18 protein-coding genes are annotated in these 14,575 nt (G+C 33.9%); 13 read left to right on the top strand and 5 right to left on the bottom strand.

Annotated elements, in window-relative coordinates; genetic code table 11:
- Nucleotides 1–108: 108 nt before the first annotated feature.
- Nucleotides 109–243, bottom strand: a complete 135-nt coding sequence (gene sspL / locus NSQ92_RS12355; RefSeq protein WP_047940691.1) for a small, acid-soluble spore protein L — start codon at nt 241–243, stop codon at nt 109–111.
- 109 nt (nt 244–352) lie between these two features.
- Between sspL and NSQ92_RS12350 the strand changes: the two genes are divergently transcribed.
- Entirely contained in the window at nt 353–832 is a 480-nt protein-coding gene (locus tag NSQ92_RS12350; RefSeq protein WP_328283563.1) for a divergent PAP2 family protein, read from the top strand.
- Nucleotides 833–1,011: 179 nt separating this feature from the next.
- The gene (locus tag NSQ92_RS12345) at nt 1,012–1,281 is read left to right on the top strand and encodes a DUF6123 family protein (protein WP_047940419.1); all 270 of its coding nucleotides are present in this window, start codon (nt 1,012–1,014) and stop codon (nt 1,279–1,281) included.
- 483 nt (nt 1,282–1,764) lie between these two features.
- Here the strand turns inward: NSQ92_RS12345 and NSQ92_RS12340 are convergent, their stop codons facing one another.
- Complete coding sequence (locus tag NSQ92_RS12340) at nt 1,765–2,154, bottom strand: reverse transcriptase-like protein (protein WP_047940420.1); 390 nt, start codon at nt 2,152–2,154, stop codon at nt 1,765–1,767.
- Nucleotides 2,155–2,642: 488 nt separating this feature from the next.
- On the opposite strand from NSQ92_RS12340, the gene NSQ92_RS12335 reads away from it, so the two are divergent.
- Entirely contained in the window at nt 2,643–3,302 is a 660-nt protein-coding gene (locus NSQ92_RS12335; RefSeq protein WP_095320643.1) for a reverse transcriptase-like protein, read from the top strand.
- A 31-nt stretch (nt 3,303–3,333) separates the two neighbouring features.
- The gene (locus NSQ92_RS12330; protein WP_047940422.1) at nt 3,334–3,519 is read left to right on the top strand and encodes a zinc-finger domain-containing protein; all 186 of its coding nucleotides are present in this window, start codon (nt 3,334–3,336) and stop codon (nt 3,517–3,519) included.
- A gap of 87 nt (nt 3,520–3,606) precedes the next feature.
- Here NSQ92_RS12330 and cspD read toward each other — a convergent pair whose 3' ends face one another.
- Nucleotides 3,607–3,807: a cold-shock protein CspD gene (cspD, locus tag NSQ92_RS12325; protein WP_009332654.1), complete on the bottom strand. Its 201-nt coding sequence runs from the start codon at nt 3,805–3,807 to the stop codon at nt 3,607–3,609.
- A 416-nt stretch (nt 3,808–4,223) separates the two neighbouring features.
- Here cspD and NSQ92_RS12320 point away from each other — a divergent pair, with 416 nt between their 5' ends.
- The 5 genes from NSQ92_RS12320 to mntR all read left to right on the top strand — a co-directional run bounded on the left by NSQ92_RS12320 (nt 4,224) and on the right by mntR (nt 9,213).
- The gene (locus NSQ92_RS12320; RefSeq protein ID WP_047940423.1) at nt 4,224–4,511 is read left to right on the top strand and encodes a hypothetical protein; all 288 of its coding nucleotides are present in this window, start codon (nt 4,224–4,226) and stop codon (nt 4,509–4,511) included.
- Between the two features lie 288 nt (nt 4,512–4,799).
- On the top strand, nt 4,800–5,099 hold the full coding sequence (locus tag NSQ92_RS12315) for a hypothetical protein (RefSeq protein WP_047940424.1): 300 nt from the start codon (nt 4,800–4,802) through the stop codon (nt 5,097–5,099).
- Nucleotides 5,099–6,088, top strand: coding sequence for an aromatic acid exporter family protein (locus tag NSQ92_RS12310; protein WP_235844424.1), 990 nt, complete (start codon nt 5,099–5,101; stop codon nt 6,086–6,088). The genes NSQ92_RS12315 and NSQ92_RS12310 overlap by 1 nt, the downstream gene beginning before the upstream one ends.
- Nucleotides 6,089–6,330: 242 nt before the next feature.
- Complete coding sequence (locus tag NSQ92_RS12305; protein ID WP_047940425.1) at nt 6,331–8,481, top strand: type IA DNA topoisomerase; 2,151 nt, start codon at nt 6,331–6,333, stop codon at nt 8,479–8,481.
- 306 nt (nt 8,482–8,787) lie between these two features.
- The gene (mntR, locus tag NSQ92_RS12300; protein WP_047940426.1) at nt 8,788–9,213 is read left to right on the top strand and encodes a transcriptional regulator MntR; all 426 of its coding nucleotides are present in this window, start codon (nt 8,788–8,790) and stop codon (nt 9,211–9,213) included.
- Between the two features lie 82 nt (nt 9,214–9,295).
- Here mntR and NSQ92_RS12295 read toward each other — a convergent pair whose 3' ends face one another.
- Nucleotides 9,296–9,508, bottom strand: coding sequence for a DUF3892 domain-containing protein (locus tag NSQ92_RS12295; protein WP_047940427.1), 213 nt, complete (start codon nt 9,506–9,508; stop codon nt 9,296–9,298).
- Between the two features lie 215 nt (nt 9,509–9,723).
- Between NSQ92_RS12295 and NSQ92_RS12290 the strand changes: the two genes are divergently transcribed.
- Nucleotides 9,724–10,428, top strand: coding sequence for an AIM24 family protein (locus NSQ92_RS12290; RefSeq protein WP_047940428.1), 705 nt, complete (start codon nt 9,724–9,726; stop codon nt 10,426–10,428).
- Nucleotides 10,429–10,511: 83 nt separating this feature from the next.
- Here the strand turns inward: NSQ92_RS12290 and metA are convergent, their stop codons facing one another.
- Nucleotides 10,512–11,420 carry a homoserine O-acetyltransferase MetA gene (gene metA, locus NSQ92_RS12285; protein ID WP_047940429.1) on the bottom strand — a complete coding sequence of 303 codons (909 nt, stop codon included), beginning with the start codon at nt 11,418–11,420 and terminating at the stop codon, nt 10,512–10,514.
- A gap of 361 nt (nt 11,421–11,781) precedes the next feature.
- Between metA and NSQ92_RS12280 the strand changes: the two genes are divergently transcribed.
- From NSQ92_RS12280 to NSQ92_RS12270, 3 genes are read left to right on the top strand one after another with little or no spacing between them, the layout of a single operon-like run.
- Nucleotides 11,782–13,452 carry a formate--tetrahydrofolate ligase gene (locus NSQ92_RS12280; protein WP_095259075.1) on the top strand — a complete coding sequence of 557 codons (1,671 nt, stop codon included), beginning with the start codon at nt 11,782–11,784 and terminating at the stop codon, nt 13,450–13,452.
- A 35-nt stretch (nt 13,453–13,487) separates the two neighbouring features.
- Complete coding sequence (locus NSQ92_RS12275) at nt 13,488–14,024, top strand: hypothetical protein (RefSeq protein WP_047940431.1); 537 nt, start codon at nt 13,488–13,490, stop codon at nt 14,022–14,024.
- Between the two features lie 12 nt (nt 14,025–14,036).
- Nucleotides 14,037–14,516, top strand: coding sequence for a glutathione peroxidase (locus NSQ92_RS12270; RefSeq protein ID WP_047940432.1), 480 nt, complete (start codon nt 14,037–14,039; stop codon nt 14,514–14,516).
- Nucleotides 14,517–14,575: the final 59 nt, after the last annotated feature.

Raw genomic sequence — 14,575 nt, 5'->3', positions numbered from 1 at the left:
CCTTTGTTCTATGTCTATATAAATTTGTAAGAAGGGGGAAAAGAATAAGAGAAGCTGGATGAGGCTTTAATACAGCCCCATCCTCATAGCGAGGTTACTGGAATATCATTATTTTGTATTTTTCTTTTTCGCTGCATTTTCCAATTTACTTTTTGGAGATGGAGTTATATCGGCGTCTTGACCGTAGCCTTGTGGATTTACTCCTCCAGCTGTTTTTCCTCTGTTTCCATGGTTTTTACTCATTATATTCACCTCATCAACTAGTTGTGGAAATAAAAATTCATTCATAGTATGAACAACCAAGAATAATATCATCCATAAAGAAAGAGACTATTTAAAAGAGGTGATGACGATGAATAAGGGCATTTATGTTGCTTTAATTAGTATTGGGTTGGCACAGTTTCTAAAGATACCTTTACAATTTTTAAAAACAAAGAAGTGGGATAAAGGCTTGTTTTTTCAAACAGGCGGTATGCCAAGCTCTCATTCGGCAGGCGTATCTTCTCTTACAACATTTATAGCATTAAAGCGTGGTTTACCAACAATTGATTTTGCTTTGTCTTTAATTTTTGGCTTAATTGTTATGTATGATGCACAAGGGATTAGAAGACAAACAGGTGAATTAACATTAAAAGTAAATGATTTAGGCGAGTTAGTCGATAAAATTAATAAAGACAAAAATATCGCCTTTAAGGAGCAGCAGCCAAAAAAACTGAAAGAAATGCTTGGCCACCAGCCTCAAGAGGTGTTAGGAGGAGCTTTATTAGGGGTACTAGTTGGTTTTCTTGGACATTTATTTACAAAAAAGAAACGTTCATTACTGCGGTGGTAAACGAAAGGCTAGAGAAATAAAGTTCTTATGTTCTCTAGCCTTTTTAATTGTATAACTAGAATAAGAAAAATAGGTGACAAACGTTTGGAAAGAGACGGAAAAATGTTGAAAAAGCTAGAAAATTGTCGTGATATAAAGTAACATATAGGTAAAAGGATAGAGGGGAATGTACGTTAAGTTTGAAAACGGTAGAGGAATTTTTGCTCTTTTTAGAAAGTAAAGGCTTTTCCTTTGGTGAAGATGTGATAGGTTTTATTTATTTTGGTAAAGCATATACAAATGCTACAGATGAACTTGTCATAACTGCAATTGAATGTACTTTAAAAATACAAAAAAAATTTGATGGCAGTTTTTTCGTTTCCTTACTCGAGATGTTTAACGACAACGAATTGAAAACAAAAAAAGAAGTAATCGGCTTTATAAAAAGAAATCACTTATTTCCCCTCTAGAAAAAGAGGGATATTATTTTCCATCCAGAAAAGAGGATATTTCGATCCAGTTATCAGATAACCCGAGCGATTATACGAGAAAGCTATTAGAAAATTCGTATAATCGCATGGGTTTTTGCTCTTTTTAAGGCATTCCAAAAGGTTGTTGCATATCGCATCCTACATCCTAAATAACCTTCGCGTTTGCAGCTGTAATCCTGCACCTGAATAGTCTAAATGCTGTTTCATTAATCATATGCGGTTACTTAACTAACTTTAGGGAAAACATAAATAACCAAATATATAATCGCAGCTCTACTTACTAGTTTTATTAACGATTGTTTTACCAAGCCTTTACTTGGTGCCAACCTCTTTTTTATCCGCTAATTATTGGGTTTTATTATATGATTAAATCACTATTTTCTAAAAAAATCCCGTTTGAAAGAAATGTATATTTTATTGCTTTTGATGGGAAGGCTTAAAACAGAAAGGATGAAAACTTCCTTATTTATTTTTTCTAATGGCAATTCTTGCTAATTCGTCTGCTGTTTTATTCTCATTACTTGGAATCCATTTAATAAAGAATAATTCTAATTGACTGATAAGCTTTAAAGCTTGCTCTAAAAGCGGAGCAAATTTTTTGTTTTTCGCAAATTCCTTTTCCACTGCACGACTTACTAGTTCCGAATCAGTACGAAAACTTACGGTAAGATAATTATTATGGATGCAGATTTCTAATGCTTTAATCAATGCATAGTATTCCGCTTCATGATTACTCATTGAACCAAGAGGAAATGAATATTTATCCGCAGAACCATGGCCTTTTATGAAGACACCGGCACCACTTGGACCAGGATTTCCAGCACTAGCACCATCTATATAAACTTCAATCATTTTGCTACCTCCAAAAAATTTGATATGATTAAGCAATGATTATGTACGATCTGTGACTATTTTACTTTCATACTAATTGTATAAATTGTATATATATCATTAAACTTATATCGACTTATTAGGTGTGAGAAGTTTCCATCAGGATAGGAAATGAAAAATAAATAAGAAATAGGATGTAAAATATTATAAATGAAAAGATTGGTTTCTAAAAGTCCGTTGTTTTTGCAATAGTTTCAGTAGATGACATACTGTGAAGTTCTAATTGATAAGCTATTTTTTACGGAGCTGGGAGAAAGTGAGAGATCATACAGCTGGGGAGAAAACAAAAAGGTTCTTGAGCTCCTTAATCAATCTTTATAAAAACCGTATAGTTAGGTGAATTTTTGATATCTTTTAGCAGAATAGTTTATTTTCCCCTCCATTAACGGACAATAAGAATAGTCCGGCCCTTATTGACGTCATTCTATATGTAGAAAGGTTGTTCCGTAATGAAATACAAATTAGAATATAAATTTCAAATGAAGAAAAAGAAAGATTTTATCTACTTTACATCAGATTGGATTCAATCAAGTATGGCTCTCGAAGCAGGGGATGAGTTGGAAAAACGCAATGATGTAGCAGATATTCTTTTTTATGATGAAAAAGGCACAAGCTGGACATTAAAAGAATTACGAAAGCTAAATGAAGAATTAGAAGAAGAGCCACATGACTTTACGATTTATTTTGATGGAGGTTACCATAAAGAAACGAAAACGGCGGGGATTGGCGCCGTACTTTTCTTTCATCAAGGAAAGAAAAAATTTAGAGTTAGGGCAAATGAATTATTTCATGATATCCTCTCCAATAATGAAGCTGAATATGCTGCTCTTTTCCACGCATTAAATCTTTTAGAAGAATTGGAAGTCAAGGGTGTTACTTGTGAAGTGAAGGGGGATTCTCAAGTAGTATTGAAACAATTAGAAGGCGAGTGGCCATGCTATGAAGAAGATTTAAATAATTGGCTCGATCGGATAGAATCGAAAATCAAAACTTTACATTTAAGTATGGTTTATACTTCAATTGGCAGAAACGACAATAAGGAAGCAGATAAACTGGCAACTCAAGCATTAGAAGGGAAACGTATCTATAGCAAAATGCAATTGCTCTAATCGGCAAGTAAGTAGAAAGGAGTGGTGAAGCTTGCAAAGAAAAGAACTGATGAAAGAAGCAGATGAATTAATGCAAGATTATTGTAAAGATTGTTTTTTATATCGCCAAAACAAAGTAGAGTATGGTAAAAGGAGAGCTCACCGCTTTTGTATTTCGCAATGTACGGTGGGAAATAAGCTAAGGGAATACGGGGAAAAACTATCCAGTTCAAAGTGATGAGGTCACTTTTTCCATAAGCAAAAAATAAAAGGGGATTTTTCAAGAAGAAAACTCCTTGAAAAATCCCCTGAATACTATTATTAATTATAGTTTAACAACATTAGCAGCTTGAGGTCCACGGTTTCCTTCAACGATTTCGAAAGAAACTTCTTGTCCTTCTTCTAATGATTTAAAACCTTCGCCTTGAATAGCAGTGAAATGTACGAATACGTCATCTCCGCCTTCAACTTCGATGAAGCCAAATCCTTTTTCGTTATTGAACCATTTTACTTTACCGTTTTGCATAATAAATTTCCTCCTAAGCCTTTCAAGACACATGAATTGTGCCTATAAAATAAATATTTTCATAGAACAAAATAATAATAGAAAATAATTATTCTGAATTTTGTTAAATGATGTCTATAATATACACGATTACCCATATGTAGTCAAGGTTTCTAAGCGTTTTTTCGGAAAACTTAATTAAATTTTTGGAAGGGTTTTCTTATAAAGCGAATAAAAAAGAAAACGAATACATAGAAGAATTAAATATGGTGTGATTCAAAATAAATGGATGATAATATGATACTTGGATGAGAAAAAGAGGAGGGATCTGAAAGAGGTCTTTACCCAAACTACAATGTTACATAAATAATGATTTTCCACATATGATGAAATAGCAGTTTTGTTTTTTTTAGGAATTAGAATAAGAGGGTGGCTTAATGTATCGATTTTCAATTGAAAAGGAAAATTGGATTTTGCGATTTACCCCAAATATTGTTCTCGAGGAAGACAGTAAGGAAGCGTTAGTAAAAAGTATTCTTCAATTAGGGAGTGTGCTGCCTAGCTTTTCACATGGGGAGTCGTTTGTCATTTTGGTAAAAAAAATCGGGTTAATCGTATTCATTGTAGAAAAAATCCCATCTCTTATTTTAACTGTATCAAACATAATTGAAAAAGAAAATTGGTATATCCAAACAGACAGCAAAATTAAGAAGTACTTTATGTAAACTAGCTGACAGCTAGTTTTTTTATGTGACGAGAAAAATTATTTTTTTAAAACTGTGCGCGCTTTCATTGTTGTACTTGCGGAGTTCAATTCTGACAGGCTTTTAAAAGGAGTTTGTTAAGCAAAAATTTCCTGTGAAAAAAAGCAAAAATTATTCTTGAAATCATTGAATTATAGGGGGAAATGTGTTTTTATTAACATGATTACTATTATATAACTGAGTTTATTTTTATGAAATAAACCCAAAACAAGTAAAGTAAAAAATAAATAAAAGGGAAGATTTATTAAAATGATTGAAACGATTGTAAAGAGCAGTCAAAGTCCGTATTATGAAATTTCCAGAGAAGACCAGATGATCCTTAGTCCATTTGAAGGAACTGTTAGTGAGATTCTAATGAAGGAAAAAGCTTATTTCTATGAGTGGGAACCTATTTTGACTATTAGAACATTAGCAGGAGAAATAAAAGATGTCAGTGTTCCATTTAGTGGATCTGTGGTGCAACTTTTAGTAAAAGCTGGTGATAAAATTGCAATAAATACGAGGTTAGCTTCTTTACAGGATGATTTATTAGTTACTGGTTGTGATTGATGATGCGAATGCATAGAGCTTTGCGAAATCTGAAAAAATATAAAATTGGTTATCGAACTTTTAAAACAGCAGTTGCGGTAAGTATAGGAATAACTATCGCCCAGTTTTTTCACTTAGATTTCTATGTATCTTCAGCAATTATAACCATACTTTGTGTTCAAAACTCGAAGAAAAAGTCTTTGCATAGTGCATTTTCACGTTTTATCGCATGTATACTTGCCATTCCATTTTCCTATGTTTTCTTTGAGGGTATGGCATATGAACCGTATATCATTGGTTTATTATTGCTATTATTTATCCCAACCACTGTCTTACTTAAGGTAAATGAAGGGGTTGTAACAAGTACTGTTATTATCCTCCATATATATTCCACCAACCATATGACTTGGGACGTTGTTCTTAATGAATGGGGATTAATCGTAATTGGAATAGGAGCAGCATTACTTGTTAATAGCTATATGCCTAGTCTAGATAAGGAAATGAAAGTTCATCAAAAAGATATAGAGTACTATTTTAAAGCATTATTGATGGATATGGTTGTTTACTTGCGGACAAATGAAATCACAGAAGAGTATGCTTCAAAATTAAAGCGTGCATCTGATATTGTACAATGTGCAAAATCAGTCGCCTATCGTGATGTTGAAAATCATTTTACTCGAAAAGAGAATTATTATTATCATTACTTCACAATTCGAGAAAAGCAATTAGAGATCATATCAAGGCTTTTTGATCGGATTTTATCTGTAGAGACATTAGATAATCAACGAGAGCTTGTGGCAGACTTTCTGGAAGAACTTAGTTTATGTGTCCATTCAGGAAATACAGCCGTATTATTTTTGAGTAAACTGCAAAGAGTAGAAGAGCTGATCAAGCATGATAAACTGCCTGATGACTGGGATTCATTTGAAGAACAGGCGCATGTCTTTTTTGTTTTAAAAGAATTAGAACAGTATTTACAAATTAAAAAATCCCTGAAGGTGGCATATTAGTTACTATAGAAAGACGGAGGCCATGTTCTCCGTCTATTTAGTATGGAAGGAACCCCCCTTTTTGTATGGTTAAATCAGTAGCAAAAATATAGTAATCTTATAAGTTAATTGAAAATACCTCAATATCCTCTAGTTGCATTTCTACAGCTTTTCCCCTTTCTATACAATTATCTTTTTTGCGATTATAATATTATTTTGTATAAAATAACAAGGAACGTAAGTTATGAAAAAAGGTGATATAGATGAAATTAATATTGGCAGAAAAACCATCTGTATCGAAAAACATTGCAGATGCTTTAAAAATAAAAAACAGACAAGATGGTTATTTTGAAGGAAATGGCTATATTGTTACATGGGCTTTTGGCCATTTATTGCAGTTAAATGATGCAAAAGATTATGATGAAAAAATGTCTACATGGAAATTAGAAAATTTTCCATTTATCCCTCCAAAATTTCAATACAAAGTAAAGTCTGATCCGAAAGATAGAGACAAACCTGACCGTGGAGCAGAAAAACAACTGAAAATTATTCATAGATTAATAAAAAGACAAGATGTAGATTCCATTATATCTGCATGTGACTATGATCGAGAAGGGCAACTCATTGGAGATAGTATTATTTATAATTTAAAAACGGAAAAAGAAGTTTACCGCCTATTGCTGAATGAATGGACACCTAATGAAGTATTGAATGGATTAAATAATCTTCGCTCTAATAAAGAGTTACGTCCTCTTCAAGATGCTGGTGTCAGCAGACAATGGGCCGATTGGTTAATTGGTATTAATTTAACCTCTGTGGCAACTTTGAAATATCAAAAAGGCAAAGGGAAGGCATTAAATATTGGAAGAGTTTTGTTGCCAACTCTTAAAATCATTTATGATCGTGATAAAGAAATCGAAAATTTCGTTCCAGAAAATTATTATAAACTGCAGGCAACGTTTATGACAGAAAACGGAAGCAGTTATATAGGTACTTATACTGAAAAAAAAGAAGAAAAGTTTAAAGAAGAACTATATTTGAAAGAAATAGAAGAACAGATTAAAGGCAAAACAGCAATTGTAACAGATAAGAAAGTGCAAAAGAAAAAGGAATATCCGCCTTTTTTGTTTAATCTTTCTAATCTTCAAGGCTATATAACTAGCAAATATAAGGGATGGACGGCCGATAAAGTATTAAAAGTTGCGCAAAGTCTTTATGAAAAGAAGTATATCACGTACCCAAGAACAGCAAGTATTGCCCTGGAAGAAAGTCTAATTGCAAAAACACAAAAAGTGGTAAATCTCCTCGCAGCAGATTTACCATTTAAAAATGAAGTGAAATTTGTTCCATCCAAACGGATTTTTGATAATAAAAAAGTGGAAAGCCACAGTGCGATTATTCCTACTTATGTCCTCCCAAAAAAATTAAGCCAAGAGGAAGAACAAGTATATGTAGCGATAAAAAATCGGTTATTAATGCAATTTATGCCTGTTGCTGAGGTAGAAGAGACAAGAATCATCACAAGCATGAATCATGTGGAATTAAAAGGTAGCTTTGTAACAAAAGGAAAAGTTCAATTAGTAGAGGGTTGGAAAAAGATTGAGAATATACAATCGAAAGATGTTATGCTTCCGTTAGTAAACTTGCAAGAAGAGGTTTTTACACAAAAAGCAGCCACTAGCACCCATACTACACAGCCGCCAAAGGAACATACGGAAAAGACACTGCTTCGGCTGATGGAAACTTGCGGAAAAAATTTTGATGCGGATACAGAGGAAGATGTATTATCCATTTTAAGCGGATTTAGCATTGGGACGCCAGCTACTCGCGCTGAAACGATCAAAAAACTAAAAGATATCGGTTATATAGAAGCAAAAAATAAAAGCTTAGTTTGTACGGAGTTAGGAAGAAGAATGGTCGAAATTTTTCCGATTAAAGATTTGTTTAACTTAGATTTCACAGGAAGACTTGAAAAAGCACTTTATGATATTGAAAAAGGACAATTTAGTAAACAACAATTTTTGCAAATAATTAGCAGCTTCACAACAAACGCGGTGGAAACAATAAAGAAGGAAGAAGATATCATTATCCAAGAAGTTACATATGCTAAGGCCAAAACAGAAGTATTGGGAAAATGTCCCCTTTGTGGTCATGCTGTTATAGAAGGAAAAAAGGGGTTTGGCTGCAGTAACTGGAAAAATGGCTGTAAATATGTCATTTGGAAAAATGATAAATTTCTTGCGACCATGAAGAAGAAGCCGACGAAAACGATGGTTAAAGCACTACTCAAGAATGGGAAAGCACCAGTTAAAGGATTAATTAGCAAAAAAGGAAATAAATTTGATGCTATCATGAAATATGAGAAAAATCAGGATAACGAGTATTTTAGTTGGAAAATGGAATTTCCCGAATAGATTTTGCTACAAATTTGCAACAGTGCTAAAATAGAAGGGTATAGCACATTGGAATTTTACATAAGGAAACAGTCTTTTTAGAAGGTTGTGTTAGAAAGAATCTTGTTTCCTTATTTTTTTTATAGTAAAATGCTTAAGAAACACTTTTATACCATCCTAGTTTAACTAGCTTATCCTTAAAACGCTTATTCCCTCTATAAAGAGGCGAATTTTTTGTTTGAACAGGTATTTACATACATATAACGTAGACAAGCATGATGGAATAGAATAGAAAAAAGGAGTAATCCTGGTAAAGGAGGGGTTGAATTGCCGACACCTAGTATGGAAGACTACATTGAGCGCATTTACAACCTAATAGAAGATAAAGGATATGCACGAGTATCAGATATCGCCGAAGGCCTATCTGTCCATCCCTCCTCTGTAACAAAAATGGTTCAGAAATTGGATAAGGATGAATATCTTGTTTATGAAAAATATAGAGGCTTGGTTTTGACCCCAAAAGGAAAGAAAATCGGTAAACGATTAGTGTATAGACATGAGCTTTTAGAGCAATTATTACGAATTATTGGGGTTAAAGAAGAAAATATTTATAATGATGTGGAAGGAATAGAACACCATTTAAGCTGGGACTCTATTGATCGTATTGGGGATTTAGTGCAATTTTTTGAAGAAAATCCACAACATGTAGAAGAGTTAAAAATAATCCAACAAAAAAACGATTCGATCGAATAAAGGGCAATTTTCTCTAGGTGTGTGCTTTAATAAAGCAGAATAAACGCCTACAGAGAATTGCCCTTGATTTTTTAAGAAACTGTTAAAAAATAGGTGGATAATTGTCAAAGTTATCTATTATCGAGTAGGATAAATCTTCTTGCTCTCTTTCATTTTCCACAACATCTACTCCATCAATTACCCCAGTTTCGATATCAAGCAAAGCTTTTCGATAGGAAATTACTCTACCATTAGATGTTTTAAAACTAATAATGTCTCCCATATAATTTCGCTCTACTGCAACAATTTTTTCCATAATTAGCCCCTTTCCTTCGTAATCACATATGATTTTTTTCTTACCAATTAATGTATATAAAATAGTATATACAAACACGTTTAAAATTATCATGAATTGCCGGCTGCAGTGATAGATTATAGAAGAAAATATATTTAACCTTACCCTATATTTTTATTTTCATGCAACTAGCTAAATGATATCCTTAAATTAACAATTTTAGAAGAGGTGAGAAAATGGGGAGATATGACTTAGAGGAATTTTTAGTTAAGACAGAGCAGCAAGATAAAAATGAAGGAGTTTTCGAACTAGAAACTGAAAGAATGCTTGAAATTAATTTAACAAATAAAATTTGGGCGAAAGCAGGAAGTATGGTTTCTTATCGAGGAAACATTCGTTTTACCCGCGAAGGTATTTTGGAACATGGAATAGGTAAAATGTTTAAAAAAGCGTTAACTGGTGAAGGTGCTTCCTTAATGAAAGCAGAAGGAACGGGGAAACTTTACTTAGCTGACCAAGGAAAGAAAATATCCATTCTCCGTTTAAATGGTGATTCTATCTTTGTAAATGGAAATGATTTACTGGCATTTGAGCCGTCTATCAAATGGGATATTAAGTTAATGAAAAGAATTGCCGGGATGCTATCTGGCGGCTTATTTAATATCAACCTGTCAGGAAGTGGCATCGTCGCCATTACGTCACATTACGAACCATTAACGTTAAGAGTTACTCCAAATAACCCGGTATTCACAGATCCTAATGCGACAGTTGCTTGGTCGGGAAGTCTACAACCAGAATTTGTAACAGACATAACTCTTAAATCGTTTTTTGGGAGAGGCAGCGGAGAATCTATTCAAATGAAATTTTCCGGAGAGGGCTTTGTGGTTATTCAGCCATATGAAGAAGTTTATTTTTCGAATAATGGAGGAAATAACAGCTAAATAGTCTATCATTAAAAAACCCAAACGATAATCTTCGTTTGGGTTTGAATCTTATGTGCCAGTCTTTTTTACTTGGTGCATTTTTATTTCCACTCATAAGGTGTTTCTTGATAGACATAATAATTCAGCCAGTTGGAAAATAGTAAATGAGCATGGGATCGCCAGCTATTTAATGGCTTTTTACTCGGATTATTCTCGGGAAAATATCCAAGAGGCAGATGAATGTTTAAACCTTTTTCTTTATCTCGTTTGTATTCTTCAGCAAGTGTGCTAGCATCATACTCTAAGTGACCAGTAACCATGATTTGTTTGCCTTTATTTCCACTAATAATAAAGGCGCCAGCTTCATCAGAGGCAGACAGCAGCTCAAGGTTTGGGTGTGCATTGATTTCTTCACTTGATACATTAGTATATCTTGAATGTGGAGCTAAATAGCTGTCATCAAAACCACGCATTAATTTATCTGACGGATTTAATACATGGTGGGAATAAATTCCATAACACTTTTGATCCAGTTCATACTTATTAATCCCAAAATGGTGAAATAAAGCTGCTTGTGCACCCCAGCAAATATGTAAAGTAGATGTCACATTTGTTTTCGACCATTCCATTATTTGGGTTAACTCATCCCAATAATCTACTTCTTCAAAACTCATTAATTCAACAGGGGCTCCTGTAATAATCATTCCATCGTATTTATTTGTTTTTATTGCTGCAAAATCGCGATAAAATTGTTCTAAATGATAGGAACTTGTATTCTTTGATTCATACGATGCTGTTCTTAAAAAGGAGATATTGACCTGCAAAGGAGTGTTACCAAGCAATCGCAATATTTGTACCTCCGTTTTTTCTTTTTGAGGCATTAAGTTTAATATTAATATGTTTAATGGTCGAATATCCTGGGTTCTTGCACGCCCTTCTTCCATTACAAATATATTTTCATCTTCCAGTATTTCTCGTGCTGGCAAAAGTTGAGGAATTCTAATAGGCATAAAGGTATGTCTCCTCCTAAAGTTATAATCGTCTTTTCAGTAATGTCAGTGGTGCTTACTGCATTTTTTTCATAACAATCGGTTTTAAACGATAAATTAGTTATTACTTTCTCCCATCAATATCATAGCTTATTATAAGTTTGATTTGAATATGTCGCAATCATAATGTTTTGAATTTTTGAAAGATATTATATAATCTTTTGGAAGGAAGAAATGTTAAAAAGGATTAGTGGATACATAATAAGTATGTTTGTAAGATAATGATTTTGTCGAAACGTGTATGTATCACGTCTCATTTAATGTACAATGTTAAAAGGAAGACCGAAATTAGCAGAGGATAATCATGGAGGTATAGACGTAAATGAAATCTGACATCGAAATTGCTCAACAAGCAGTTATGAAACCAATAATACATATTGCTGAGAGGCTTGGTTTATCAGAAGATGATCTTGAATTATATGGAAAATATAAAGCGAAAATCACAGCATCTACCTTAAATAAGTTGAAAAAGAATAAATCAGGTAAACTTATCCTTGTGACGGCTATTAATCCAACTCCTGCTGGCGAAGGCAAATCAACTGTTACAGTTGGATTAGGGGATGCGTTGAATAAATTACAGAGAAAAACCGTCATAGCAATGAGAGAACCATCTTTAGGTCCAACAATGGGCATAAAAGGAGGGGCTGCAGGGGGCGGTAAAGCACAGGTATTACCTATGGAGGATATTAATCTGCATTTTACTGGAGATCTTCATGCCATTACAACAGCAAATAATGCGCTGGCAGCTTTAGTAGATAATCATATACATCAAGGGAATGAATGTCGTATTGATCAGCGCCGTATAGTCTGGAAAAGAGCAGTTGATCTAAACGATCGTGCGCTGCGAAAAGTAGTGATTGGTTTAGGTGGTCCATTACAAGGAGTTCCGAGAGAGGATGGCTTTGACATTACGGTTGCTTCTGAAATTATGGCTGTATTATGTCTGGCTGCAGATATTAAGGATTTAAAAGTTCGATTAGCTCGAATGGTCGTTGCGTATAATGTAGACAGAGAACCTGTAACCGTGGGAGATTTGAAAGTAGAAGGTGCGCTTACATTACTACTAAAAGACGCAATTAAACCAAACTTGGTTCAAACAATCGAGCATTCTCCAGCGATTATTCATGGCGGTCCGTTTGCCAATATTGCCCATGGCTGCAATAGTGTCATAGCAACTGCTGCTGCTGCCAAATTAGGAGATTATGTTGTCACAGAAGCTGGATTTGGTGCGGATTTAGGAGCAGAGAAATTTTTAAATATTAAGGCTAGAAATAAAGAGATAGATCCGGAAATCGTCGTGATAGTTGCGACAATTCGTGCCTTAAAAATGCATGGAGGAGTAGCAAAGAAGGAGCTTGGGGTTGAAAATATAGAAGCGCTGCGAGCAGGTTTCGCTAATTTACAAAAGCATGTGGACAGTATTAAAGAATTCGGTTTACCTTTTGTTGTAGCTATTAATAAATTCGTAACAGATACTGAATTAGAAATTAGCGTGTTAAAAGAGCTTTGTGAACAAGCACAGATTCCCGTTGCTTTAACAGAGGTTTGGGAAAAAGGTGGAAATGGCGGTATAGAGCTTGCTCAAAAGGTTTTAGCGATTCTCGAAAAGAAAGAACAAAGTTTTCAACATTTATATTCGCTTAATACTACGATAGAAGAGAAAGTGCATGCGATTGCAACAAAAATTTATGGTGCGAATAGGGTAGAATATTCTTCTAAAGCAAAGAAACAGATTGCCGACTTTGAAAAATATGGTTGGGGACATCTTCCTATTTGTATGGCGAAGACACAATATTCTTTATCGGATGATCCATCATTAATTGGCAGACCAGAAGGATTTTCGATTACAATTCGTGAATTCAAGCCATCTATTGGGGCAGGCTTCCTTGTAGCACTCACTGGTGAAGTCATGACAATGCCAGGTTTACCGAAAACTCCTGCTGCTTTAAACATGGACGTTGATGAAGACGGTAAAGCAGTTGGATTGTTTTAAAATACGGTTGTATTTAGGAAAAAGGAGAACAAAGGATGTTTGATCCCACTGCGTTTGAAAATATGAGAACAGTAATGGAAGGCTTAATATATGATAAAGATTTAGATGGCGATATTATTGTCTTAGATCGAAATGATGTATTTAATAGTAGTAAGCTATCAAGAAATTATACCATTACTTTTCGATTGAAAAATCAACAAAATGCTAAGCTAATGTTTGAATTATCCGCTGATTTACAAAATTTATCGGCGGAACTATTAGAAAGTGTAAAAAAAGAAAAATGGATTGGTGCTACCGTTTATATTCATCTTTTTTTACGCCATAAGCAAGACAAAACTCTTTATCCACTATTACAGCAATTAGTGGAAGATATATGGGGAAAAGACTTGAAGATTAGGCAAGAAATCAGCTATCAGCCACTTGAGGCGGAGCAAACGATACTGAATCATATTACGATTGATTTTAATCGTTTAATCACAGAAGAACAGATAGATGATATGATTACGATGATGGAATTTATGGAAAAAACTTTAGCTGCCCTTCAATCGATTGATTCATTATTAACTGTATAAGGAGATTGTAAAATGAGCATTTACGATTTTAAAGTAAAAACGATGGATGGAAAAATGCAGGCATTAAGCGATTTTAAAGGGAATATCATATTAATTGTGAATACTGCAAGTAAATGTGGTTTTACTCCTCAATTTAAAGAGCTGCAAGAATTGTATCAAAAGTTTAAAGAGGAGGGGTTTGTTGTTCTAGGTTTTCCAAGTAATCAATTTATGAGTCAAGATCCGGGAACGAATGAAGAAATAAAATCATTCTGTGAAATGAATTACGGTGTGACTTTTCCGATGTTTGCTAAAATTGATGTGAATGGAAAAGAGGCAGATCCTCTTTATCAATATTTAACAAAAGAAGCACCAGGTACATTAGGTGTGAAAGCAATCAAGTGGAATTTTACGAAGTTTCTTATTGATCGAAATGGAAATGTCGTGGACCGCTATGCACCAAGTACAAGTCCTAGTGAGATAAAAGCGGATATTGAAAAGCTCATCCGATAACAGAAAAAAATAGGGATCTTCTGCTTTTAGTGAACGAACACCCTTTCACTAAAGGGCTG

The sequence above is a fragment of the Niallia sp. FSL M8-0099 genome, assembly GCF_038006945.1.
GTDB lineage: Bacteria > Bacillota > Bacilli > Bacillales > Cytobacillaceae > Niallia > Niallia circulans.
This window is presented reverse-complemented; position numbering and strand designations above follow the sequence as displayed.